22 protein-coding genes are annotated in these 24,079 nt (G+C 65.9%); 19 read left to right on the top strand and 3 right to left on the bottom strand.

Translation table 11 applies throughout. The annotated features are described in order from the left end of the window. The first annotated feature begins 39 nt into the window (after positions 1-39). From QA635_RS41115 to QA635_RS41105, 3 genes are all read left to right on the top strand, one after another. Entirely contained in the window at positions 40-303 is a 264-nt protein-coding gene (locus QA635_RS41115) for a hypothetical protein (protein ID WP_283065847.1), read from the top strand. 387 nt (positions 304-690) lie between these two features. After that, complete coding sequence (locus QA635_RS41110) at positions 691-2,046, top strand: HlyD family secretion protein (protein ID WP_283065845.1); 1,356 nt, start codon at positions 691-693, stop codon at positions 2,044-2,046. Next, complete coding sequence (locus QA635_RS41105; protein ID WP_283065843.1) at positions 2,043-3,989, top strand: glycosyltransferase; 1,947 nt, start codon at positions 2,043-2,045, stop codon at positions 3,987-3,989. Before QA635_RS41110 ends, QA635_RS41105 begins: the two co-directional genes overlap by 4 nt. Before the next feature lie 247 nt (positions 3,990-4,236). Here the strand turns inward: QA635_RS41105 and QA635_RS41100 are convergent, their stop codons facing one another. Further along, a complete protein-coding gene (locus QA635_RS41100; protein WP_283065840.1) occupies positions 4,237-7,029 on the bottom strand; it encodes a [protein-PII] uridylyltransferase in 2,793 nt (930 codons plus the stop codon). Between the two features lie 198 nt (positions 7,030-7,227). On the opposite strand from QA635_RS41100, the gene QA635_RS41095 reads away from it, so the two are divergent. The 5 genes from QA635_RS41095 (at position 7,228) to QA635_RS41075 (ending at position 11,549) form a co-directional block, all read left to right on the top strand. Continuing rightward, positions 7,228-8,202: an aliphatic sulfonate ABC transporter substrate-binding protein gene (locus QA635_RS41095; RefSeq protein ID WP_283065838.1), complete on the top strand. Its 975-nt coding sequence runs from the start codon at positions 7,228-7,230 to the stop codon at positions 8,200-8,202. A gap of 211 nt (positions 8,203-8,413) precedes the next feature. Further along, positions 8,414-9,247: an ABC transporter permease gene (locus QA635_RS41090; RefSeq protein ID WP_283072105.1), complete on the top strand. Its 834-nt coding sequence runs from the start codon at positions 8,414-8,416 to the stop codon at positions 9,245-9,247. After that, positions 9,247-10,032, top strand: coding sequence for an ABC transporter ATP-binding protein (locus QA635_RS41085; RefSeq protein ID WP_283065836.1), 786 nt, complete (start codon positions 9,247-9,249; stop codon positions 10,030-10,032). The genes QA635_RS41090 and QA635_RS41085 overlap by 1 nt, the downstream gene beginning before the upstream one ends. A gap of 57 nt (positions 10,033-10,089) precedes the next feature. Continuing rightward, positions 10,090-10,599, top strand: coding sequence for an OsmC family protein (locus QA635_RS41080; protein WP_283065835.1), 510 nt, complete (start codon positions 10,090-10,092; stop codon positions 10,597-10,599). 152 nt (positions 10,600-10,751) lie between these two features. Then, positions 10,752-11,549 carry a hypothetical protein gene (locus tag QA635_RS41075; protein WP_283065833.1) on the top strand — a complete coding sequence of 266 codons (798 nt, stop codon included), beginning with the start codon at positions 10,752-10,754 and terminating at the stop codon, positions 11,547-11,549. Positions 11,550-11,641: 92 nt separating this feature from the next. Here QA635_RS41075 and mutS read toward each other — a convergent pair whose 3' ends face one another. Then, positions 11,642-14,371: a DNA mismatch repair protein MutS gene (gene mutS, locus QA635_RS41070; RefSeq protein WP_283065831.1), complete on the bottom strand. Its 2,730-nt coding sequence runs from the start codon at positions 14,369-14,371 to the stop codon at positions 11,642-11,644. A 212-nt stretch (positions 14,372-14,583) separates the two neighbouring features. Here mutS and pcaF point away from each other — a divergent pair, with 212 nt between their 5' ends. From pcaF to pcaG (QA635_RS41055), 3 genes are all read left to right on the top strand, one after another. Further along, positions 14,584-15,792 (top strand): 3-oxoadipyl-CoA thiolase, encoded by a 1,209-nt coding sequence (pcaF, locus tag QA635_RS41065; protein WP_283065829.1) that lies wholly within the window; start codon positions 14,584-14,586, stop codon positions 15,790-15,792. A gap of 105 nt (positions 15,793-15,897) precedes the next feature. Next, a complete protein-coding gene (pcaH, locus tag QA635_RS41060; RefSeq protein ID WP_283065827.1) occupies positions 15,898-16,599 on the top strand; it encodes a protocatechuate 3,4-dioxygenase subunit beta in 702 nt (233 codons plus the stop codon). Further along, positions 16,600-17,202 carry a protocatechuate 3,4-dioxygenase subunit alpha gene (gene pcaG, locus QA635_RS41055; protein ID WP_283065825.1) on the top strand — a complete coding sequence of 201 codons (603 nt, stop codon included), beginning with the start codon at positions 16,600-16,602 and terminating at the stop codon, positions 17,200-17,202. An 8-nt stretch (positions 17,203-17,210) separates the two neighbouring features. On the opposite strand, the gene QA635_RS41050 is transcribed toward pcaG (QA635_RS41055), so the two are convergent. After that, positions 17,211-18,188, bottom strand: a complete 978-nt coding sequence (locus QA635_RS41050) for a LysR family transcriptional regulator (protein WP_283065823.1) — start codon at positions 18,186-18,188, stop codon at positions 17,211-17,213. Between the two features lie 232 nt (positions 18,189-18,420). Between QA635_RS41050 and QA635_RS41045 the strand changes: the two genes are divergently transcribed. From QA635_RS41045 to QA635_RS41010, 8 genes are all read left to right on the top strand, one after another. Then, positions 18,421-19,650, top strand: a complete 1,230-nt coding sequence (locus tag QA635_RS41045) for an ABC transporter substrate-binding protein (RefSeq protein ID WP_425249111.1) — start codon at positions 18,421-18,423, stop codon at positions 19,648-19,650. After that, positions 19,626-20,354 carry a nitroreductase gene (locus tag QA635_RS41040; RefSeq protein WP_283065821.1) on the top strand — a complete coding sequence of 243 codons (729 nt, stop codon included), beginning with the start codon at positions 19,626-19,628 and terminating at the stop codon, positions 20,352-20,354. Before QA635_RS41045 ends, QA635_RS41040 begins: the two co-directional genes overlap by 25 nt. Before the next feature lie 14 nt (positions 20,355-20,368). Beyond that, a complete protein-coding gene (locus QA635_RS41035; protein WP_283065819.1) occupies positions 20,369-20,908 on the top strand; it encodes a 4-hydroxylaminobenzoate lyase in 540 nt (179 codons plus the stop codon). Between the two features lie 38 nt (positions 20,909-20,946). After that, positions 20,947-21,648 carry a protocatechuate 3,4-dioxygenase subunit beta gene (gene pcaH, locus QA635_RS41030; RefSeq protein ID WP_253605996.1) on the top strand — a complete coding sequence of 234 codons (702 nt, stop codon included), beginning with the start codon at positions 20,947-20,949 and terminating at the stop codon, positions 21,646-21,648. After that, entirely contained in the window at positions 21,649-22,251 is a 603-nt protein-coding gene (gene pcaG / locus QA635_RS41025) for a protocatechuate 3,4-dioxygenase subunit alpha (protein ID WP_283065816.1), read from the top strand. A 143-nt stretch (positions 22,252-22,394) separates the two neighbouring features. After that, entirely contained in the window at positions 22,395-22,718 is a 324-nt protein-coding gene (locus QA635_RS41020) for an ArsR/SmtB family transcription factor (RefSeq protein ID WP_283065815.1), read from the top strand. An 11-nt stretch (positions 22,719-22,729) separates the two neighbouring features. Then, positions 22,730-23,194 (top strand): SRPBCC domain-containing protein, encoded by a 465-nt coding sequence (locus tag QA635_RS41015; RefSeq protein WP_283065813.1) that lies wholly within the window; start codon positions 22,730-22,732, stop codon positions 23,192-23,194. A 21-nt stretch (positions 23,195-23,215) separates the two neighbouring features. Further along, positions 23,216-24,067: a shikimate dehydrogenase gene (locus tag QA635_RS41010; RefSeq protein ID WP_283065811.1), complete on the top strand. Its 852-nt coding sequence runs from the start codon at positions 23,216-23,218 to the stop codon at positions 24,065-24,067. Positions 24,068-24,079: the final 12 nt, after the last annotated feature.

Here is a 24,079-nt window from a genome sequence, read left to right as displayed (position 1 = left end):
CCGGGGTTCAGCAATCGCCAATCAGTGACGGAGATTGAAATGCCCAGCGCACGCCTGCATCTGATCGTTTGCTCCGACGACGTCGACCACGAGGCAAGGCCTCAGAGACGCGATCGCAGCTTCCAGCCTTCCGTTATCGATGGTGGCAAGCAAACAGCAAGCACGTCGGCCGACAACCCGTGGATCGATCTGCTGGACGCATTCGATCTCGGCGTGGTGGTCTGTCAGGCCAGCTACCTGGCCTTGCTGGGAGCCAGCCTGGCGGCGCTGCAGCCGCAATTCGACGTGCCAGATTCAGGGTAGCCGGCCCTGAATTCCAAGTCCGGCAGGCTGCCGGGACCGAAGCGCTGGCTGCTCACGCCTGGGTCGCGCAAGACGGGTCCGATCACAGCCTCCGTGAGAGCCCGGAATCCATTCCCCGCCTAGCCCCGGCCCTGATGGATTCCGGGCTCAGTTCTGCAGACGCCCTCGGCTGCGCAATGGCGCACCGGAATGATGGGCGGAGCAGGTCGACGGCGCGGCTCCCGCGCCAGGCTCCCGACGGAGGCAAATTGCAGCAATTTTTTCGAAAGATGCCCGGTTCGCTTTAGCCGCTTTTGAAGCACCTGATTATTGGATCTGTCCGGCAACGGCATCGCTCTGCAGAGCTGTGCGTTGGTTCGCGCACTGACAGATCAGGGGCCGGTCATCATGAATCAGGCGCAGCAGCACAAGCCGTTTCCCGAAGACAATAGTTCCGTCACCAGGGATGAAGCGGAGGGCGCGCGAGGATTGCAGCGCGATCTGCAGGAACGGCTGCAGCCGGAGCACGACGAGCCGGTCAGCGATAGCGCTCCCCATCCCGAAGCGCCTGCCGGATCAGGCCGGATGGTTCGCCGCCTGCTCAAGGTCGGCATTGGCCTTGCCATCGTGGCCGTCTTCGGATGGCTGCCGCTCAGGGCTGTGTTGCAGACCTCGAGCGTGGAGGCCGTGGTCAACGCCAGGATCGTGACCTTGCGCTCGCCGATCGACGGCACCGTGAGCGCGAAGCCGCAGAAATCCACGCAGCTCAGCGTGGTGCGCGAGGGCGATGCGATCCTTCACGTCGTCAACGCGCGCGGCGATCGCGCCCGGCTCGATGATCTCCGGCGGCAGATGTCGCGGTTGGAAAATGAGCGCCCGAGTCTGGCGGCCAAGCTTGCGGCTGCCGAGACGGCGCAACAGGACCTTGCCCGCCAGGCCGGCCAGTTCCGTGACGGCCGCATCCTCCAGCTCGAGGCCCGGATCGCCGAAATCCAGACTGCGATCGAGGCCGCCGCCGCGCGGCGGGAGGAGGCCGTGGCCGCCGTCGAGCGGGCGTCGTCGCTGATCAAATCGGGCAGCGTGTCGACGGTCGAAATGGCTCGCCTGACGCGCGAGCAGGCGATCGCCCAGCAGACCGAAATCGGCGCTCGACGGCGTCTCGACGCCGCCAAGGTCGAGCTCACCGCCGCAAGAAATGGCACCTATCTCGGCGACAGCTACAACGACCGGCCGAGCTCCGTGCAGCGCGAGGAGGAGATGCGCCAGCGCGTCAGCGATCTGCGCGCCGATCTGGCACATGCCGATGCCGAGATCGACTGGCTGACCCACGAGATCGCCGCCGAGCAGCTGCACTACGTCAACCGGGCGGAAGCCGACATCAAGGCGCCGGTCGGGGGGCGCATCTGGGAGATGATGACGTCGCCCGGCGAGGACGTCAGGGCCGGGCAGCCCTTGCTCAAGCTGCTCGACTGCAGCGGCGCAGTGGTCACGGCGAACGTCACCGAGAGCGTCTACAACGGTCTGAAACTGGGCGAGCAGGCGAGCTTCGAGCCGAATGACGGCAGCGCCGCGCTGCAGGGCGAGATCGTCAATCTCACCGGCGCGTCGGGCGCGCCCGCGAACCTTGCGATCAATCCGGATGCGCTGAACAAGGAGCCGTATCGGGTGACGGTGTCGATGCCGGCGCTCGACACCACGGGCAAGGATTGCGCGGTCGGCCGCACCGGGCGCGTGGTGTTCAACGCGGACGCGGCAAAGTCATGATGGCGGCATTTGCGCCCGGGCTGGTCGCATTCGGCGCCTGCCTTGCAATCCTGCCACTGCTCCACCGTGAGCAGACCCTGGCCCGCGTCATGATGACCGGCATGTCGTTCGTCCTGCTGGTCCACTATTTCGCGTGGCGGGTGACCCACACCCTGCCGCCTCCGGGCCTCACCGCCGACACGCTGGTCGGCTATCCCTTCATGCTGGCCGAGGCGGCCTCGATGATCGCGGTGTGCCTGTCGCTGCTGTTTCTCAGCCGCACGATCGACCGTTCGCCTGAGGTCAATGCGATCCTGCGCCGATCGAGGTTGCCCGCAAACGCGCCGCTCGTCGACGTCTTCATCTGCACCTACAACGAGGAGAAGGCGATCCTGGAGCGCACCATCATCGGCGCGACCGGGCTGAACTATCCGAACTACCGCGTCTGGGTGCTCGACGACGGGCGGCGGCTCTGGCTGCGCCGGCTCACCCAGGAACTCGGCTGCAACTATCTGGCCCGCCCGGACAACCGCCACGCCAAGGCCGGCAACATCAATCATGCGCTCCAGCACGTTTCCGGGCTGGCTGAGCGGCCGGAGTTCATCTCGATCCTCGATGCGGATTTTGTCCCGATGCCGGATTTCCTGACCCGGGCGATGAGCCTGATGCAGGACGGCAGCGTCGGCGTCGTGCAGACGCCGCAGCACTTCATCAACCCGGATCCGATCCAGACCAATCTTGCGGCGACCGATGTGTGGCCCGACGAGCAGCGCTTCTTCTTCGATATCCTGATGCCGGCCAAGGATGCCTGGGACACGGCATTCTGCTGCGGCACCTCGTCGCTGATCCGCTTCTCCGGCCTGATGCAGATCGGCGGCTTCCCGACCGATTCGGTGACGGAGGATTACCTCGTCACACTGCGCCTGAAGGAGAAGGGACTGCGCACGGTCTATCTGAACGAGCGCCTGACCATCGGCCTCGCGCCGGAGGGGCTGAAGGAATACATCACGCAGCGCGGGCGCTGGTGTCTCGGCTTCATGCAGATCTTCCGGGGCCGCAGCGGGCCATTCTCGCGGCAATCGAAGCTCGCATTCATGGACCGGCTGTCGCTGGTCGACGCCTTCATGAGCTGGGCGGCGGTCTACGGCACCAAGGTTTTCGGCCTGGTCGTGCCGTGGCTTTATCTGCTGTTCGGGGTCAAGGCGGTCCATGCCGACCTGTTCGAGCTGCTGAAATATTTCCTGCCGTTCTATGTCTGGCACGCCTTCACGATGGCCTGGATATCGCGCGGCCGCTCGCTCGCGATCATGACCGACGTGTCGCAATACATCGCGGCGCCCGCGGTGTTGAAGGCGGTGGTGACCGGCCTCGCCAGGCCGCAGGGCCACAAATTCAAGGTGACGGCCAAGGGCGGCGACCGCAACCGCCGCTTCATCGAATGGCCGCTGCTGCGGCTCTACGGCGCCGCCCTGCTGATCACGCTGCTGGCGATCGCCTATGCCTTCATCCTGCATCTGCGCGGCGACAGCATAGCCTATGGCGGGCTGGCGCTGGCCTGGAGCCTCTACAATTGCGTCGTGCTCGCGATCGTGTGCTTCATCTGCATCGAGCAGCCGCGGCGCCGCAAGGCCGAGCGGTTCGAACGCGACGAGCCGATCCTCATCCATCAGGACAGCGAGATGCGCTTGATCCGGATGGCCGATATCTCGATCTCGGGTGCGCGCTTCATCGATCCCGTCCCGCCCGCCATCGGTTCCTTGATCAAATGCAATGTCTACGGACAGAACGTCGCCGCGACCGTGGTCCGCCGCACCCGCGACGGCTTCGGCGTCCGCTTCGAGGATGCTATGGCGACACGGGTCAATGTCGTGCGCGCATTCTATGCTGGCGAATATGTCCGCGCCTTCCACGGTGTGCGCGCGGCGCCGGTCGGCAAGGCTCTGCTGATGCGGCTGTTCGGTTGATACGCCACGGGATTGGGGCTTCGCTCCTTCGGTGGAAACGGCTTTCGATCCCGTCATCCCCGCGCAAAGGCTTCGCCTTTGTCGCTGGAGGAGCGCGGAACGCGCGTCTCGAAGGATCGACGGCCCGGCCGCTTCCGCATACTTCCACTCTCTTGGGGAAGGAACGTGGCCGTCGATCCTTCGAGACGGCCGCTGCGCGGCCTCCTCAGGATGACGGGACAGGCGTGTACGCTTCTTACGATTCGATCTACGCCGCCGGCTTTGCTGCCTGGTCCTCGCTCGCCAGCAGATGCAGCAGCGCGCTCTTGATCGCGGCCTGCCGGGTCGGCGCCGTGATCTGGGCGCCGAGCAGGTCGGTGACATAGAACACGTCGCGGGCACGTTCGCCGAAGGTCGCGACATGGGCCGAGGCGATGTTGAGGTTGAGCTTCGAGATCGCGGTGGTGAGCTGGTAGAGCAGGCCGGGCCGGTCGAGGCCGGAGACCTCGATCACGGTGTAGCGGTCGGACCACTGGTTGTTGATGGTCACCTCGGGCTCGACGATGAACGGCCGCGCCTTGCTGCGCACCGCCCGCTTCGCCACCGCCTCGGGCAGCCGCAGCTTGCCTTCCAGCACGTGCTCGATCATCTCGCCAATTCTGGTGGCGCGGCGGCCCTCGTCCTCGTCGCGGTCGTATTCGCGCGAGATCGAGATGGTGTCGAGCGCGCGGCCGTCGGTCGTGGTGTAGATCTGGGCGTCGACGATGTTGGCGCCGGCAGATGCGCAGGCGCCGGCGATGATCGACAGCAGCCAGGGATGGTCGGTTGCCAGGATCGTCAGTTCGGTGACGGCGCGGACCTCGTCGAAGCCGACATTGATCGCAAGCTTGTGGCCGGCCTGCTCGCTGGCGCGGATGAAGCGGGCCTGGCGGATCTTGCGCGCCAGCTCGACCTTGAGCCAGTAGGCCGGATAGTGCCGGCCGATGTAGGCGTTGAGCTCCGCCTCCGGCCATTCGGTGAAGGCGCGGCGGAATTCGGCTTGCGCCACCGCGATGCGCTGGGCGCGGTTGACCTCGGAGAAGCCGCCGGTCAGCACCGGCTCGGTCTCGTAATACAGCGTGCGCAACAGCTGTGCCTTCCAGCCGTTCCACACGCCCGGGCCGACGCCGCGGATGTCGGCGGTGGTCAGGATCGTGAGCAGCTTCATCTGCTCGACCGACTGCACCACGGCGGCGAAATTCTCGATGGTCTTGCGGTCCGACAGGTCGCGCGATTGCGCCACCGTCGACATCGTCAAATGCTCCTCGATCAGCCACGCCACCAGTTCGGTGTCGGCCGCCGAGAAGCCGAGCCGCGGGCACAGCCGCCGCGCCACCTTGGCGCCGGCGATCGAATGGTCTTCCGGCCGGCCCTTGGCGATGTCGTGCAGCAGCGTCGCGATATAGATCACCGGGCGGTGCTCGGGGCGGATCTTGCGAAACAGGTCGCTGGCGACCGTGAACTCCTCGTTGCCGCCGCGTTCGATGTCCTGCAGGTAGCCGATGCAGCGGAGCAGATGCTCGTCCACCGTGTAGTGGTGGTACATGTTGAACTGCATCATCGACACGATCTTGCCGAAGGCGCGGATGAAGTGGCCGAGCACGCCGGTCTCGTTCATCCGCCGCAGCACGATCTCCGCATTGTCGGAGGTCAGGATCTCCATGAACAAGCGGTTGGCTTCGTCGTTCTCGCGTAGCTGGGTGTTGATCAGCTTCAGCGAGCGCGTCACCGTGCGCATCGCATCGGGATGGAAGGCAAGGTTGTTCTGCTGCGCGAGGCGGAAGATCCGGATCAGATTGACCGGATCGTGCTTGAACACGTCGGGCGCGGCGAGGTTGATGCGGTTGTTGTCGACGATGAAGTCGTCGCTGCCGTTAACCCGCCGCCGCTTGGTGCCGGGCCGCAGCCGCGCCACCATCCGGCTCAGCACCGGCGCCGGCTTGTTGTGCTCTTCCTCGAGCTTGGCGCACAGGATGGCGGTGAGGTCGCCGACGTCTTTCGCGATCAGGAAGTAGTGCTTCATGAAGCGCTCGACGTCCTGCATGCCGGGATGCGAGGTGTAGCCGAGGCGGACCGCGATCTCGCGCTGCATGTCGAACGACAGCCGCTCCTCGGCGCGTCCGGCGAAGAAGTGCAGATTGCAGCGCACCGACCACAGGAAGTCAGCGCAGCGGCGGAAGGTGCGGTATTCCTGCGCGTCGAACACGCCGCGTTCCAGCAGCTCGTCGGTCTCGCGCACGCGGTAGACGTATTTGGCGATCCAGAACAGCGTGTGCAGGTCGCGCAGCCCGCCCTTGCCGTCCTTGACGTTGGGCTCGACCAGATAGCGCGACTGGCCGGCGCGGCGATGCCGCTCCTCGCGCTCGGCAAGCTTGGCGGTGACGAATTCCGACGCGGTGCCCTGCACCACTTCCTTGTCGAAGCGCTCGACCAACTCGTCATAGAGCGGCTGGTCGCCGGTCAGGAACCTGGTCTCCAGGATCGCGGTGCGGATCGTCATGTCGCCGCGCGCCTGACGGATCGATTCATCGACCGAACGGGTGGCGTGGCCGACCTTCAGCCCCATGTCCCAGAGGCAATAAAGGATGGCTTCGGCGACCTGCTCGCCCCAGGCGGTCTGCTTGTAGGGCAGGATGAACAACAGATCGATGTCGGATTCCGGCGCCATCAGCCCGCGGCCATAGCCGCCGGTCGCGACCACGGCCATGCGTTCGGCGCCCGAGGGGATCGGCGAGTGATAGAGGTGGCGGGTCGCCGCCGCGTAGAGGATGCGGATGATTTCGTCCTGCACGAAGCAGAGCCGTTCGGCGCAGCGGCGGCCGTGACGGTCCTTGAGCAGCAGCGCCTGCGCCGTAGCGCGCGCCGCGATCAGCTCGGCCTTGAGCAGCTGCGCCATCGCGGCGCGGAACTGGTCCTCGCGGCCGGCATGCCGTTCGGCAAGCGCATTCACCGCCGCGGTGATCCGCTCGGTCTCGAAACGATCATCCGCTTCAGGGCGGGCCTCGGCTACGACGCTGTCCATAGGTTCATCCGATATCGGACGGAGCCGTTGCTGTCACTGACCAAAGTATAACGACAGCAGCTCCATGCTTTCATGGCGGCGCTTCGAGCAAGATCGTTCTCGCGCCATCTCGTAAAGGGTAGAGATTTTCTCGTTGACCGCAAGGCTAACTCATTGAAATAAAAGATTGTTTCTTACATCTGATCGGGGGGTCGACGAATGCAAAAATTTTCCCGGCGTACGTTCGCTGCGCTGCTCGCGGTCTCGACCTTGCTGCCCGGCGCGGCGCGCGCCGCCGACGCGCTGAAGGAGATCCGGATCGACTGGGCGACCTACAATCCGGTGTCGATGGTCCTGAAGCAGAAGGGCCTGCTGGAGAAGGAGTTCGCCAAGGACGGCATCAGCATCGTCTGGGTGCAGTCGGCCGGCTCCAACAAGGCGCTCGAATTCCTCAACGCCGGTTCGATCGATCTCGGCTCGACCGCGGGCTCGGCCGCGCTGGTTGCGAAGATCAACGGCAACCCGATCAAGTCGATCTATGTCTATTCGCGCCCCGAGTGGACCGCCTTGGTCACGACCAAGGACTCCAGGGTCGCGTCCGTCGCCGACCTCAAGGGCAAACGCGTCGCGGTGACGCGTGGCACCGACCCGCACATCTTCCTGGTTCGTGCGCTGCTCGGCGCCGGCCTCACCGAAAAGGACATCACGCCTGTGCTGTTGCAGCACGCCGACGGCAAGACCGCGCTGATCCGCGGCGACGTCGACGCCTGGGCCGGTCTCGATCCGATGATGGCGCAGGCGGAGGTCGAGGACGGCGCAAAGCTGTTCTACCGCAAGGCGGACGCCAACACCTGGGGCATCCTCAATGTGCGCGAGGAGTTCCTGAAGGCGCATCCGGATATCGTTCGCCGCGTGCTCGCGACGTATGAGGAAGCGCGGAAATATTCGCTGGCCAACTATGACGAACTGAAGAAGACCTTCATCGCGGTCACCAAGCTGCCGGATGCCGTGGTCGACAAGCAACTCAAGGAGCGCACCGAGCTGACCCACAGCCGGATCGGCAGTGCCCAGCGCGAATCGATCCTCGCCGCCAGCCTCGCCTTGCAGCAGGCGGGCGTGATCGACGCCAAGACCGACGTCAAGGCCGCGCTGGATTCGTTGATCGACGATCAGGTCCCGCTGCCCACCAACTAACCGCTGTCGTTAAACTAACCTCCGTCGTCCCGGGCAAGCGAAGCGCGACCCGGGACCATAACCACAGGGCTTTATTGTTGAACAAGGCTGTGGCCCCAGCTCGCTTGATTACCACGCCCTGTGGTGATGGGTCCCGGCCTTCGCCGGGACGACGTGGATGGAGTTGGCTCCACCTTGCAATCCCGCCGGAAGAATAGTTCTTGCTATGGCCATGACCGTTGACCTGCCCGCGCTGGAACAGACGGGCCCGCCCGGTGCACCTGCGCGGTGGTCGCGCTATGCGCGCCCGGTGCTCGGGCTCGTGCTGCCGGTTGCGCTGGCGCTGGGCTGGGAACTCGTCGTCTCTCTCGGCTATTCCAACGGCCGCCTGGTGCCGCCGCCGTCAAAGGTGTTCGAGACCATCGTCGAGCTCGCCAAGAGCGGCGAGCTGTCGCGCCATATCCTCGCGACGCTGTGGCGCGTCGGCGCGGGCTTTGCGCTTGGCGTCGTCGCCGGGACCATCATGGGCGCGATCTCCGGCTACTGGGATTTCGCCAAGCGGCTGCTCGATCCGACGGTGCAGGCGCTGCGCGCGATCCCCTCGCTCGCCTGGGTGCCGCTGTTCGTGCTCTGGCTCGGCATTTTCGAGACCTCGAAGGTCGCGCTGATCGCGGTCGGCGTGTTCTTTCCGATCTATCTCGGCGTGATGGGCGCAATTCTGTCGGTCGATCGCAAGGTCGTCGAGGTCGGCCGCGTATTCCGCCTGTCCGGACCCGCCATGATCCGTCGCATCCTGTTGCCCGCCGTGCTGCCGGCCTATGTGGTGGCGCTGCGGGTCGGGCTCGGTTTGGGGTGGATGTTCGTGGTCGCGGCCGAATTGATCGGCGCGTCCGAAGGCCTCGGCTATCTGCTGCTCGACGGCCAGCAGCTCGGCAAGCCGGCGCAGATCCTCGCCGCGATCGTGATCTTCGCGATTCTCGGCAAGCTCACCGACTGGCTGATCGAGGTCGCCGCCGCACCGCTGCTGCGCTGGCAGGACGCGTTCGGCGCGCGGGGAGGGCAGTAATGCTCGCGCTCAAAGCAGTCGGCAAGACCTATCCGAACGGCGTCCACGCGCTGGAGCGGTTCTCGGCCGAGATTGCACCCGGCGAGATCATCGCGATCATCGGCGGCTCCGGTTGCGGCAAGTCGACGCTGCTGCGCGCCATCGCCGGCCTCGATCGCGCCAGCACGGGCAGCGTGACGCTCGACAATGCGGAGATCACCTCGCCGCACGCCAAGATCGGGATCATCTTCCAGGAGCCGCGGCTGCTGCCCTGGCTCAGCGTCGCCGACAATATCGGCTTCGGCCTCGCCGACCTTCCGGCCGAGGCGAGGCGCGCGCGCGTCGCGGCGGCGCTCGCCCGCGTCGGCCTTGCCGACAAGGCCGCGGCCTGGCCGCGCGAACTGTCCGGCGGCCAGGCGCAGCGGGTCGCGATCGCCCGCGCGCTGGTGCCGCAGCCCGAAGTGCTGCTGCTCGACGAGCCGTTCTCGGCGCTCGATGCGTTCACGCGGCGCGATCTGCAGGATCATCTGCTCGATCTGTGGGCCGACACGCGGCCGACCCTGATCCTGGTCACCCATGACGTGGACGAGGCCGTGGTGCTCGCCGACCGCGTGCTGGTGATGCGGCCGCGGCCGGGCCGGCTGTTCGAGGAGATTACCATCAACCTGGCGCGGCCGCGCGACCGTAAATCGGAGCTGTTCGACACCTTCAAGCGCCGCGTGCTGACCGCGCTCGACCGCTCGCTGGACCGCACGGTGCGGGACGTCACGGACAAATCGAGCGCCGGCGAGGCGATGTGGTGGTGACATCCGCTCGTTAAGGCCTTACATCGGCATAAAGAAGAATAGCCGGGAGATAAGACCATGGACGCCTCCGAACTCCGCGCAATGCAGGCTCCGATCAAGGAGCGCTACAAGACCGATCCCCAGACCGCCGTGATCACGCTGAAGGCCAAGGGCTCCACCGAGAGCGAAGGCATTTCGTGCAAGGTCGAGACCGGCCGTGCGCTCGCGATCGCCGGCCTCCACCCCGCTACCGGCGGCTCCGGGCTCGAGCTTTGCTCCGGCGACATGCTGCTGGAAGCGCTGGTCGCCTGCGCCGGCGTCACGCTGAAATCGGTCGCCACCGCGATCGACGTGCCGCTGAAGCCCGGCAATGTCTTCGCCGAGGGCGATCTTGATTTCCGCGGCACGCTCGGCGTCGACAAGGAGACCCCGGTCGGCTTCCGCGAGATCCGCCTCCGCTTCGAGATCGGCACCGACGCGCCGCAGGACAAGCTCGACCTTTTGCTGAAACTCACCGAGCGCTATTGTGTGGTCTATCAGACCATCAAGAACGGCCCGAAGGTGTCGGTGACGATGCAGCGGGTTTAGCCGGATGTCGTCCCGGCCTAGTGCGCGATTGCGCACGGAGCCGGGACCCATACGCCGTGTCTTCTCGATTCAAGCCCCGCTGCCCGACGGCTTTCGCTCCCCACGAACAGTCGTGGTTATGGATCCCGGCCCTCGCCGGGACGACGGAACAAATGTCCCCCGAACTCCACTTCGTCCTGATCCTCGTGCTGCGCATGGCGGTTGCGGCCGCATTCGTGGTCAGCGCGTCCATCATCACGGAGCGTTCGGGACCGGTGATCGGCGCGCTGATCGCAACCCTGCCGATCTCGGCCGGGCCGTCCTACACCTTCCTCGCGCTTGACCATGACGCCGCCTTCATCGCCGAGGGGGCGCTGGCGAGCCTGCCGGTCAACGCCGCCACGATCTATATGGGCCTGACCTACGCCGTGCTGGCGCAGCGCTTCAGCATGTGGATCAGCGCGGCCAGCGCGATCGCGGTGTGGCTGGTGCTCGCCACCATCATCCGCCAGTTCGAGTGGTCGCTTTCCGCCGGGCTGATCGTCAACGCCATCACCTTTGCGATCTGCATCCCGCTGCTCCGGCCCTATCGGCACGTCGCGAAAATGCCGCTGATCGCGCGGCGCTGGTACGACATTCCGCTGCGCGCCGCGCTGGTCGCAAGCCTGGTCGGCACCGTGGTCACGGCGTCAGGCTGGGTCGGCCCGCGCGTCACCGGCGTGATGGCGTTGTTTCCGATCGTGTTCTCCTCGATGATGCTGATCCTGCATCCGCGCATCGGCGGCCCCGCCACCGCCGCCGTGCTCGCCAACAGCGCCTGGGGCCTGATGGGCTTTGGCCTCGGCGTTGCGGTGCTGCACGTCGCGGTGCTGCAATTCGGCTCGCCAATCGGCCTCAGCTGCGCGCTCGTCACCTGCATCGTCTGGAATCTGGTGCTGTGGCAGATCGGACGGAGGAAAGTAAAACGTTGACGCCGTCATTCCGGGGCGATGCGAAGCATCGAACCCGGAATCTCGAGATTCCGGGTCTGGTCCTTCGGACCATCCCGGAATGACGACAGGAGCTACCCCTTCGGCAGCTTCGCCCTCAACGCATACAGCGCATCCAGTGCCTCGCGCGGCGACATCTCGTCGGGATGCAGCGCCTTCACCGCCTCGACCAGCAGATCGGCTTCGCTCGGCGGTTTGTCCTCGCTGGCGGCGCGGGAGGGGACGGCGAACAGCGGCAGATCGTCGACCAAGGCACGCGCGGTCTGGCCGCGGTCCTGGGCTTCCAGTTTTGCCAACACCGATTTGGCGCGCGTGATCACGGCCGGCGGCAGGCCGGCGAGTTTTGCGACCTGGATGCCGTAGGAGCGGTCGGCCGAGCCCGGCAGCACCTCGTGCAGGAACACGACGTCGCCCTGCCACTCCTTGACCCGCACCGTGGCGTTGAACATCCGCGGCAGTTTCGCCGAGAGCGCGGTCAGCTCGTGATAATGCGTCGCGAACAGCGTGCGGCAGCGGTTGTTCTCATGCAGATGCTCGATCGCGGCCCAGGCGATCGACAGCCCGTCGAACGTTGCCGTGCCGCGGCCGATCTCGTCGAGGATCACCAGCGACCGTTCGCTCGCCTGGTTCAGGATCACCGCGGTCTCAACCATCTCGACCATGAAGGTCGAGCGTCCCCGCGCCAGGTCGTCGGCGGCGCCGACGCGTGAGAACAGCCGGTCGACGATGCCGAGCCGCGCGCGCGACGCCGGCACGTAAGAGCCGATCTGCGCCAAGAGCGCGATCAGCGCGTTCTGGCGCAGGAAGGTCGACTTGCCGGCCATGTTCGGACCTGTGATCAGCCAGAGCTGACCGGATTTCTGGCCCGGCGCCGGCGACAGGTCGCAGGCATTGGCGATGAACGGCTGGCCATCGCGTTTCAGCGCCTGCTCGACCACCGGATGCCGGCCGCCCTCGATCGCAAAACCGAGCGAGCCGTCGACATCAGGCCGCACGTAATTGTCGTCGATCGCAAGCTTGGCCAATGACGTCGCGACGTCGAGCATCGCAAAGGCATGCGCGGCATTGCGGAGATCATCGCTCGCCGCGAGCGCCATCGCGCTCAGGCGTTCGAAGATCTCGAGCTCGAGATTGAGCGCGCGCTCGCCGGCATTGGCGATCTTGGCCTCGGTCTCGCCGAGCTCTGCGGTGGTGAAGCGGACCTGTCCGGCCAGCGTCTGGCGATGGATGAAGGTTGCATTCAGCGGCGGCGCGAACAGCTTGTCGCCGTGCTGCGCGGTGACCTCGACGAAATAGCCGAGCACGTTGTTGTGCCGGATCTTCAGCGTCTTGATGCCGGTATCCTCGGCGTAGCGCGCCTGCATCGCGGCGACGACGAGGCGCGAGGCATCGCGCAAATTGCGGCTTTCGTCGAGCGCGGCCTCATAACCCTCGCGGACGAAACCGCCATCGCGCTTGATCAGCGGAAGCTGCTCGGAGAGTGCGCGGGAGAATTCCTGCGCCAGATCGCGCGAGGGGCGCTGTAGCGCCGCCATCACGGTCGAAACCTCGGCCGGCGGATTGGCAAGCTGCGCCAGCAACTCCAGCGCCTGGTCGGCGGCGAGGATGCCGTCGCGCAGGCTGGCGAGATCGCGCGGGCCGCCGCGGCCGACCGAGAGCCGCGCCAGCGCGCGCGACATGTCGGGCGCCGCGCGCAGCACGGTCCTGATGTCCTCGCGCGCCGCGGAATCCGCGACGAACGCGGAGACGGCATCGAGCCGCCGCGCGATCACGGCGACATCGGTGAGCGGCGCGGCAAGACGCTGCGCCAGGAGGCGCGAGCCGGCCGCGGTGACGGTGCAGTCGATCGCATCGAGCAGCGAGCCGCGGCGTTCGCCGGCCAGCGTGCGCGTCAGTTCGAGGTTGGCGCGGGTGGCCGGATCGATCGCCATCGTGGTGCCGGCGGCCTCGCGCGCCGGCGGCGACAGCGGCGGACGCTTGCCGACCTGGGTGCGGTCGATATAGGTGACGGCCGCGGCTGCGGCGGTCGCCTCCAGCCGCGACATCGCCGACAGGCCGTCCATGGTCGCGACCGCGAAATAGTCGCACAGCCGCCGCTCGGCGGTGGCGCTGTCGAACACGTCGCGGGTCAGCGGCGTCACCGACGGCAGTTCGCGCAAGGTCGGCGCCAGCTCGCTGTCGCTGTAGAGCGCATCGGTGACGATGGCCTCGTTCGGATTGATGCGCGCCAGCGTGGCCGCGAGCTCCGCGGTCGAACACTCCGTCACCATGAATTCGGAGGTCGAGATGTCGATCCAGGCAAGGCCAAGACGATCCGCGCCGGCCGAGCCACGGGCGCGCGCGATCGCGATCAAATAATTGTTGGTGCGGGCGTCGAGCAGGGTGTCTTCGGTCAGCGTGCCCGGCGTCACCAGCCGCACCACGCCGCGGCGGACCACGCTCTTGTTGCCACGGGCTCTGGCTTCCGCGGGGTTTTCGGTCTGCTCGCACACCGCGACACGGTGGCCGGCGCCGATCAGGCGATGCAGATAATCCTCGGAGCGTTCGACCGGAACGCCGCACATCGGGATGTCCATGCCCTGATGCTTGCCGCGCTTGGTCAGCACGATGCCGAGCGTCCGGGAGGCGATCTCGGCGTCCTCGAAGAACAGCTCGTAGAAATCGCCCATCCGGTAGAACAGCAGCAGGCCGGGGTGGGCGGCCTTGATTTCCAGATACTGTTCCATCATCGGCGTGACGCGCGACGGCGCCTCGGCGGCGGGAGGTGGCTCGGGCGGAACGGGGATGGGCTGCTGGACTGTCATGAGGGGGCGGAAACTACAAAATTTCGTCGCGCGGTCCTATCCGCGAGGTCGGGGTTTTCCACCCTGTCCACGGTACCAATTATGTCAGCCCTCACGGCAATGCGTGCGGGGCCCGCAGCCGCGTCAATTGACCTGCCGCGGGCACGCTCCTAAAACCGATCTCAAGTTCCAGCCGATCCAGCGCTAAGTCGCGGCATTCAGGGAGAGATTCAATGCGTGATGTGTTCATTTGCGATGCCGTCCGGACCCCGATCGGCCGTTTCGGCGGCTCGCTCGCCAAGGTGCGCGCCGACGATCTCGCCGCGGCCCCGATCAAGGCGCTGATGGCCAAGCACCCGACGCTCAATTGGAACGAGGTTGACGAGGTCTATTTCGGCTGCGCCAACCAGGCCGGCGAAGACAACCGCAACGTTGCGCGCATGGCGCTGTTGCTCGCAGGCATGCCGGAGTCGGTTCCCGGCCAGACCCTGAACCGGCTCTGCGCCTCCGGCCTCGACGCGGTCGGCGCCGCGGGCCGCGCCATCCGCGCCGGCGAGATCGATTTCGCGATCGCGGGCGGCGTCGAATCGATGACGCGCGCGCCGTTCGTGATGGGCAAGGCCGCGGAAGCCTTCTCGCGTTCGTCCGATATCTACGACACCACGATCGGCTGGCGCTTCATCAATCCGCTGATGAAGGCGCAGTACGGCGTCGATGCGATGCCGGAGACCGGCGAGAACGTCGCCGAGGAATTCCAGGTGTCGCGCGCCGATCAGGATGCGATGGCGATCCGCTCGCAGCAGCGTGCGGGCGCGGCGATCGCGTCGGGCTATTTCGCCGAGGAGATCATTCCGGTCCAGGTGCCCGGCGGCAAGGCCGGCCCGATCACCGTCGACAAGGACGAACATCCGCGTCCGGAGACCACGCTCGAAGGCCTCGCCAAGCTGAAGCCGATCGTGCGCAATCCGGGCACGGTGACCGCGGGCAACGCATCCGGCGTCAATGACGGCGCCGCCGCGATGATCCTCGCTTCCGAAGCCGCGGTTAAGAAGCACGGCCTGACGCCGCGCGCAAAAATCCTCGGCCTTGCCTCGGCCGCGGTGCCGCCGCGCATCATGGGCATCGGTCCGGTGCCGGCAACGAAGAAGTTGGTCGAGCGTCTCGGCATCAAGGTGTCGGACTTCGACCTGATCGAGCTCAACGAGGCCTTCGCCTCGCAGGGCATCGCCTGCCTGCGCCAGCTCGGCGTCAAGGAAGACGCCGATTTCGTCAATCCGCATGGCGGCGCGATCGCACTCGGCCACCCGCTCGGCATGAGCGGCGCGCGGCTGGTCTTGACCGCCGTGCACGGCATGGAGAAGCGGGGCGGGAAGCTTGCCTTGGCAACTATGTGCGTCGGGGTCGGCCAAGGCGTCGCGGTCGCGATCGAAAAGCTGAATTAAGCCAATGGCTTGGAGGGGCTGAAAACAGCCCTTCCCCAATTTGGTTATGCATTATAATGATCTGACGTGAGCTCACCGGGCGCGTGGGCCGCGGAGGAATTCGCCATGACCTTGTTGTACCCGCTGCAATCGCTTGCGGCCCATCCGGCGCGGCTGTCGCCGGACTATCGCTCCACCGTGAAGCGTTCGCCGCAGAAGCCGCTGATCCCGCTGCGGCACACGCTCTCGGAGCTGACCGGGCCAGTCTATGGTCATGAGACCGTGCGCGCGCACGACAATGATCTCACCATCCAGGCCAAGGGCGAGCCGCTCGGCGAGCGCATCATCGTGCATGGTTATGTGCTCGACGAGGACGGCCGCGGCGTGCCCAACACGCTGGTCGAGCTGTGGCAAGCCAACGCCTGCGGCCGCTACATCCATGTCGTCGACCAGCACCCGGCGCCGCTCGATCCCAACTTCACCGGCGCCGGCCGCACCCAGTCCGATGCCAAGGGCTATTACAAGTTCATCACCATCAAGCCCGGCGCCTATCCGTGGGGTAATCACCATAACGCCTGGCGGCCCGCGCATATCCACTTCTCGGTGTTCGGCCACTCGTTCGTCTCGCGGCTGGTGACCCAGATGTACTTCCCGGGCGATCCGCTGTTCCCGTTCGATCCGATCTTCAACTCGGTGACCGATGCGAAGGCGCGGGCGCGGATGATCTCGTCATTCGATCTCGAGAACACCCAACCGGAATGGGCGCTGTGCTACCGCTTCGATATCGTGCTGCGCGGGCAGAGTGCCACGCCGATGGAGACCAGGTAAGTGTCGAACCCGCGTCCTGATGGCATCACGCCTTCGCAGACCGTCGGCCCCTATTTCAAGTACGGCCTGACGCCGAACGGCGAATACGAATGGAACGACGCCTTCACCAGCAATTTGCTGACGCCCGATGTGTCCGGCGAGCGCATCCGCGTCGAGGGCAAGGTCTATGACGGCGACGGCGCCGTGATCCCGGACTGCATGCTGGAGATCTGGCAGGCCGACGCGCAGGGCCGCTTCTCCGATCCGCAGGATGCGCGCGCGCTGCCCAATTCGAGCTTCAAGGGCTTTGGCCGCTGCGGCACCGACAAGAGCGGTGGCTACGCCTTCGACACCATCAAGCCCGGCGTGGTGCCGGATGCCGACGGCAAGCCGCAGGCGCCGCACATCCTGCTCGCGGTGTTCGCGCGCGGCATGCTGCTGCACCTCTACACAAGGATCTATTTCGAGGACGAGGCCAGCAACGCCGCTGATTCTACGCTCGCGCTGGTGCCGGCCGAGCGACGCGCGACGCTGATCGCAAGGCGCAAGGCCGGCGCGGGCAGCGTCTACACGTTCGACGTCCATCTGCAGGGCGACAACGAGACGGTGTTCTTCGACGTCTAGCCCGGCCGCTAGCCGTCGCGCCGCAGCTCTTCGGTGGCGCGCCGGAGCACCTCGTGAAGCCATTCGTGCGAAGGCTCGTCCTCGACGCGTTCGTGCCAGAGCAGCCGAACCTCCACGGGCGTCGTGGTGTAAGGCAGTTCATAGGTCGTGATCGCATGTGCCTGCTCGAGTGCACGCGCCAGCGGCCGCGGGACGATCGCAGCCAACTCGGAATCGATCAGCAGTGCGGGCAGGGCAAGGAAGTGCGGCAGCGAGACCGCGATCCGCGGCGGCCGGTCGCTGTCGGACAGCGCCCGTTCGAGCGCGGGGCGATCGTACATCTCCGAACGCCTGGCGAGTCCGCGCTCGGAGATGAAGCCGCCAATCGCGCCTTCCTGCTCGCCGCCAAAGGACACCACGACCAACGGCAAGGTCGCGAGCTTTGCCTTGTCGAGCCGGCCAAGCTTGCGCCTTTTGCCGACGATCAGCACATCATTATATTCGAACAGCAGCGCCGTGCGGAAACGGCTCGGCGGCGACGAGAACACGCCGATCGCGACGTCGATGCGGCCGAGGTCGATCTGCTCGGCAAGATCGATCCGCGTCACCGGCTTGATGGTGAGGTCGATCGCAGGAGCTTCCCGGCCCAGGATCTTCAGGAGCGGCGGCGCCAGCACCATCGTCGTGAAGTCGTTGGCGGCCAGCGTGAACGGCTTGGTGGAGGCTGCTGGAGCGAAGGTCGGCAGCTCGACCGCGGCCTCCAGCGATCGCAGCGCCTGGCGAACCTGCGGCGCCATCGTCAACGCGCGCGCGGTCGGCTGCATGCCGGTGGCCGTGCGCACGAACAGGTCGTCATCCAGCATCTCGCGCAGCCGCGCCAGAGAGTGGCTGACAGCGGATTGGCTCAGCGCGACCTTCTGGCTGGCCCGCAGCACGCTGCGCTCCTCCATGACGGCGTCGAATACCTTGAGCAGATTCAGATCCAGGGTCTTGAAGGAAACGGACACGTTGAGAGTCCCCGTCTATGGCAGATCGCTCGCCTCGGCAAAATTCCGCGATCGACGGCAGTTAAGGCCAGGCGTCTGGCGGATGCAACCGAGCGGATTCTCCACGAGCGTATAGCCGTGTCGTCACCACCTGCCATCTGAAGCCGGTTCAGGATCACTCTGCAAGACTTTCACTTCCGCAACGCGGCGTTCTGGCCAAGATTGCCGGCACCGGGTTGGGAGGAGAAAAGCGATGAAGGCCTGGGTGATGTTGGCCCAAAGTGGCGCGCATAAATCAATCGGACTGGCGTTGATGCTGGTGGCGACGGCGACGTCGGCGATTGCACAGAACGGGCCGGTCAGGCTCGGCGTGCTGACCGACATGTCGTCGCTGTACGCTGACAATGGCGGCCAGGGCTCGGTGGTCGCGGCGCAAATGGCGGTGGACGATTTCAAGGGCAACGTGCTCGGCCGCCCGATCGAGATCGTTGCCGGCGATCATCAGAACAAGGCGGATATCGGCTCGGCGATTGCCCGGCGCTGGCTGGAGAACGACAATGTCGAGGCCATTCTCGATGTCCCGAATTCTGCGGTCGCGCTGGCGGTGCAGGGCATCACGCGCGACAAGAAGAAGCTGTTTCTCGCCACCGGCGCGGCAACGTCCCGGCTGACCGGCGACGAGTGCTCGCCGACCGGCATCCACTGGACCTACGATACCTATGCGCTGTCGCAGGGGACGACGAGGGCGATTTCGCGCCTCGGCGCCAGGTCCTGGTTCTTTCTTTCGGCCGACTACTCGCTCGGTGCGCAGCTCGAGGCCGACAGCCGCAAGGTGATCGACACGACCGGCGGCAAGGTGGTCGGCGCCGTGAAACACCCGATCAACACGCCCGATTTCTCGTCCTTCCTGCTGCAGGCGCAGGCCTCCAGGGCCGACGTGATCGCGCTCGCCGACGCCGGCGGCGACTTCATCAACGCCGTGAAGCAGGCCGGCGAGTTCGGGGTGACGCGCGGGCAGAAGCTTGCCGGCCTGATCGTCTTCATCGCCGACATTCACAGCCTTGGGCTGCAGAGTGCGCAAGGCCTGATGCTGAGCTCGGCGTTCTACTGGGACCTCAACGACGAGACGCGGGCGTGGTCGAAGCGCTTCATCGAGAAGACGAAGAAGGTGCCCACCATGATCCACGCCGGCACCTATGGTGCTGTCATGCACTACCTCAAGGCGGTCGAAGCCGCCGGCACGCTTGATGGGCCGACGGTCGCGGCCAAGATGCGCGAATTGCCGGTCAATGATTTCATGACCCGCAACGGCAGGATCCGTCCCGACGGCCGGCTGGTCCGCGACATGTATCTGTTCCGCGTCAAGTCGCCGGCAGAGTCGAAATACCAGTTCGACTACTACCAGCTGCTGGCCACGATCCCGGGTGAAGAGGCCTTCAGACCGATGGAGGACGGCGGATGCTCGCTCGTGAAGAAGTCGTGATCGACCGGGGTGTGGCGTGCGGAGCCGCACGCAATCCAATCGACGAGGTGATCGCCGGCCGGCTGTCGTGCCGCGAGTTCTCCGGCAGTCCGGTCTCCCGATCGACCATCGAGCAGATCCTGCGCGTGGCGCGGTTCGCGCCGAGCGGCGCGAACATCCAGCCCTGGCACGTCTTCGTGCTCGCCGGCGCCGCCAAGACCGAGGTGTCGGCTGCGCTGCTGGATGCGTATGAGAACGAGCCGAACGAGCACGTCTCCGAATATCAATACTACGCCAGCGCTTTCCCCGAGCCGTATCTCGGCCGTCGTCAGGAGTTCGGGCGATTGTTCTATGACTCGCTCGGGATCGCGCAAAGCGACGCTGCGGCGAGGAGCCGGCAGACCGCAAAGAACTTCATGTTCTTCGGCGCGCCGGTTGGGTTGATCGTCACCATCGATCGGCGCCTGGCGATGGGAAGCTGGCTCGATCTCGGCATGTTCATCCAGAACGTGATGCTGGCGGCGGTCGGACGCGGGCTGCAATCCTGTCCGCAGGAGACCTTCGCCAGATTCCATCGGATCTTGCGTCCGCTGCTGTCGATCCCCGCCGAGCAGATGGTGGCCTGCGGGATCTCGATGGGCCACCCCAGGGAGCGGTCGCGCACGCGGCTGATGCCGCGCGCGGAACTGGAGGCATTCGCCTCCTTCAAGGGTTTCGAGGATTAAACCAGGAGAAAGTCATGGGAAGCCGGGAACAGCTTATCGAACGCAGCATTCCGTTTCTGCGCGAGGTCAAGGACATGACGCCGGGCGCGGCGATGGAGCGATGGCTCAACGAGACCTATGGAGAGGACAGCGCGCTGTACCAGGATCTGGCCCGCCTGATCAAAATGGGAGTCGAGGAGGGCTGGGCCGCGAACCAGGAGGTGGAAGGTCCGAACTATCGGCGCAGCCGCATCCTTGAGCCGGTCCCAGAGACGTTCCAGTTCAGCATCACCGCGGTCTACATGAACAGCACCGATCCGCGCCGCTTCAAGGACGAGGACGATCACGACGTGCTGCGCGGGCAATATCACGGCCATCCCTATGGCGAGCTCAACCTCGTCGTTCCGCTCGACAAGGGCGCGCAGTTGAAGGGGCTGCAGGGCTGGCAAGGTCCGGGCTGGACCGCGCCGGATCCCGGCAGCCGGCACTATCCGGAGGTCAGGGGCGGCGCGGTCATCGCACTGTTCTATCTGCCGGCTGGGCGCATCTCCTACGATTTCAAGGCGCCGGCCTGATATCCGGCGCGGGCGGCAATCCGGTCTGGAGAAAGCTCATGACGTTGATCTATCCTGTCGCTTCGAACAGCGTCCATCCCGCGCGCCTGTCGCCTGCGTACCGGAGCGCGATCAAGCGTTCGCCGCAAAAGCCGCTGATCCCGATGCGGCACACGCTCTCGGAACTGACCGGGCCGGTCTATGGTCATGAGACCGTGCGCGCGCACGACAACGACCTCACCATCCAGGCCAAGGGCGAGCCGCTCGGCGAGCGCATCATCGTGCACGGCTATGTGCTCGACGAGGACGGCCGCGGCGTGCCCAACACGCTGGTCGAGCTGTGGCAAGCCAATGCCTGCGGCCGCTACATCCATGTCGTCGATCAGCACCCGGCGCCGCTCGACCCGAATTTTACGGGCGCAGGCCGGACGCAATCCGATGCCAAGGGCTATTACAAGTTCATCACCATCAAGCCCGGCGCCTATCCCTGGGGCAATCACCACAATGCCTGGCGGCCCGCGCACATCCACTTCTCGGTGTTCGGCCACTCGTTCGTCTCGCGGCTGGTGACCCAGATGTATTTCCCCGGCGATCCCTTGTTTCCGTTCGATCCGATCTTCAACTCGGTGACCGACGAGAAGGCGCGGGCGCGGATGATCTCGTCCTTCGATCTCGAGAACACCAAACCGGAATGGGCGCTGTGCTACCGCTTCGATATCGTGCTGCGCGGGCAGAGTGCCACGCCGATGGAGACCAGGTAAGTGTCGAACCCGCGTCCTGATGGCATCACGCCTTCGCAGACCGTCGGCCCCTATTTCAAGTATGGCCTGACGCCGAACGGCGAGTACGAATGGAACGATGCCTTCACCAGCAATTTGCTGACGCCCGATGTGTCCGGCGAGCGCATCCGCGTCGAGGGCAAGGTCTATGACGGCGACGGCGCCGTGATCCCGGATTGCATGCTGGAGATCTGGCAGGCCGACGCACAAGGGCGCTTCTCCGATCCGCAGGATGCGCGCGCGCTGCCCAATTCCTCCTTCAAGGGCTTTGGCCGCTGCGGCACCGACAAGAGCGGTGGCTACGCCTTCGACACCATCAAGCCGGGCGTGGTGCCGGATGCCGACGGCAAGCCGCAGGCGCCGCATATCGGGCTCGCGGTGTTCGCGCGCGGCATGCTGCTGCACCTCTACACCCGGATCTATTTCGACGACGAAGCCGGCAACGCCGGCGACTCCACGCTCGCGCTGGTGCCGGCCGAGCGACGCGCGACGCTGATCGCAAGGCGCAAGGCCGGCGCGGGCAACGCCTACACGTTCGACGTCCATCTGCAGGGCGACAACGAGACGGTGTTCTTCGACGTCTAGCTGCGCGCCGCGAGCCGCACGCGAAAATCCAGCATTGAAGGGACAAGCGAAATCCCCTGCGCGCGTTCGCCGCAGCGGGTTCGCTTGACCATGCGTCATCGATTATATAAAAATATTGTTATATAACCGATGCGAGATCAAGCATGGCCAACCTCGATGCCGCCTTTTCCGCGCTCGCCGACCCGACCCGCCGGGCGATCCTGGCGCGCCTCGCGCTGGGCGAGGCGACTGTCATGGAACTGGTCGAGCCGTTCGACATGACCCAGCCCGCGATCTCCCGCCATCTCAAGGTGCTCGAGGGCGCCGGCCTGATCGTGCGGCGCATCGAAGGCACCAAGCGGCCGTGCCGGCTGGCGCCATCGGCGGTTGCCGAGATCGATCAATGGCTCGGCATGCTGCGCCGCGCGCTGGAAACCAATTACGACCGGCTGGACGACGTGCTGGCCACAATGAAGCCTGAGCAGTGAAGGGTATCCCCATGAGCAAGTTGACGCTGAAGACCGAAGGCGACCGCCATGTCGTCGTGACCAGACGCTTCGTCGCGCCCCCGGAGGCGGTGTATCGCGCGCATACCGAGCCGGAGCTGTTGCAGAAATGGCTGCTCGGTCCCGACGGCTGGACCATGCCGGTCTGCATCAGCGAGGCGAAGCCCGGCGGCCGGATCCGCTACGAATGGACCGACGGCAAGGGCGGCGGCTTTCATTTGACCGGCGAATATCTCGCGCTCGAACCGTTCAGCCGCATCGTGCATGTCGAGCGCATGCATCTGCCGGATCCGACGCCGGACAATCATGTCGAGACGCGCTTCGCGCCCGACGGCGACGGCACCTTGATGACGATGCGGATGACGCTGCCGAATGCCGAGACGCGCGCGGCGATGCTCGCGACCGGCATGGAGCACGGCATGGAAGACAGCTATGCTCGGCTCGACCGCATGAGCTGAACGCGACTGACGTGAGGGACAATGCGCGACCGCTTCCTGACCGGTCTGATTGGCTATCCGATCGCGCATTCGGCGGCGCCTGCGATGCACGAAGCGGCCGCAGCTGCGCTCGGCGTTCGCTGTCACTACCAGCTCATCGAGGTCAACGGCGCCGGCCGCGACGAGCTGCGCGCGATGCTGGAAGGCATCCGGCGGCTCGGCTTTGCCGGCGTCAATGTCACCTTTCCCTACAAGGAGGCGGTGGTCGAGCTGCTCGACGACCTCGCACCCAATGCGCGCGCGATCGGCGCGGTCAACGCCATCGTCGCCGATGGTGCGCGACTGGTCGGGCACAACACCGATGCGACCGGCTTTGCGCGCGCGATCGCGCCGCTGCTTGCATCAGCGCCGCGCGGCCCGATCGCGCTGATCGGTGCCGGCGGCGTCGGCAAGGCGATCGCCTTCGCGCTCGCCGGCCTTGGCGTCGGTGAGCTCCGCATCTTCGACGCCGATGACGTCAGGGCAGCGCAGCTTGCCGCTCAATTGGCGGATCGCCATGTGGTCCACGCCACTGGCGTCGTGACCGCGGTGGACGGCGCCGTCGGTCTCGTCAACGCAACGCCGGTCGGCATGCTGCCGAGCCGCGACACGCCGGTGCCGGATGCGTTGCTGCATCGCTCGATGTGGGTCGCCGATGCGGTCTACACGCCGCTCTGGACGCCGCTGCTGACCATGGCGAAGGAAAGGGGCGCAGATGTTCTGACCGGACGCGACCTCGCGATCAATGCGTCGGCCGATGCGTTCGAGCTGTTCACGGGGTTGACGCCGCCGCACGCCGTGATGGCAAATGCGTTCGACGCGGTGATGGCCGCACGCTACGCTGCGCCGGCCTGAGGGGCGGAGACA

The organism is Bradyrhizobium brasilense, from assembly GCF_029714345.1.
GTDB lineage: Bacteria > Pseudomonadota > Alphaproteobacteria > Rhizobiales > Xanthobacteraceae > Bradyrhizobium > Bradyrhizobium australafricanum.
The sequence above is the reverse complement of the archived record's forward strand: the minus strand, read 5'-3'. Positions and strand labels throughout refer to the sequence as shown.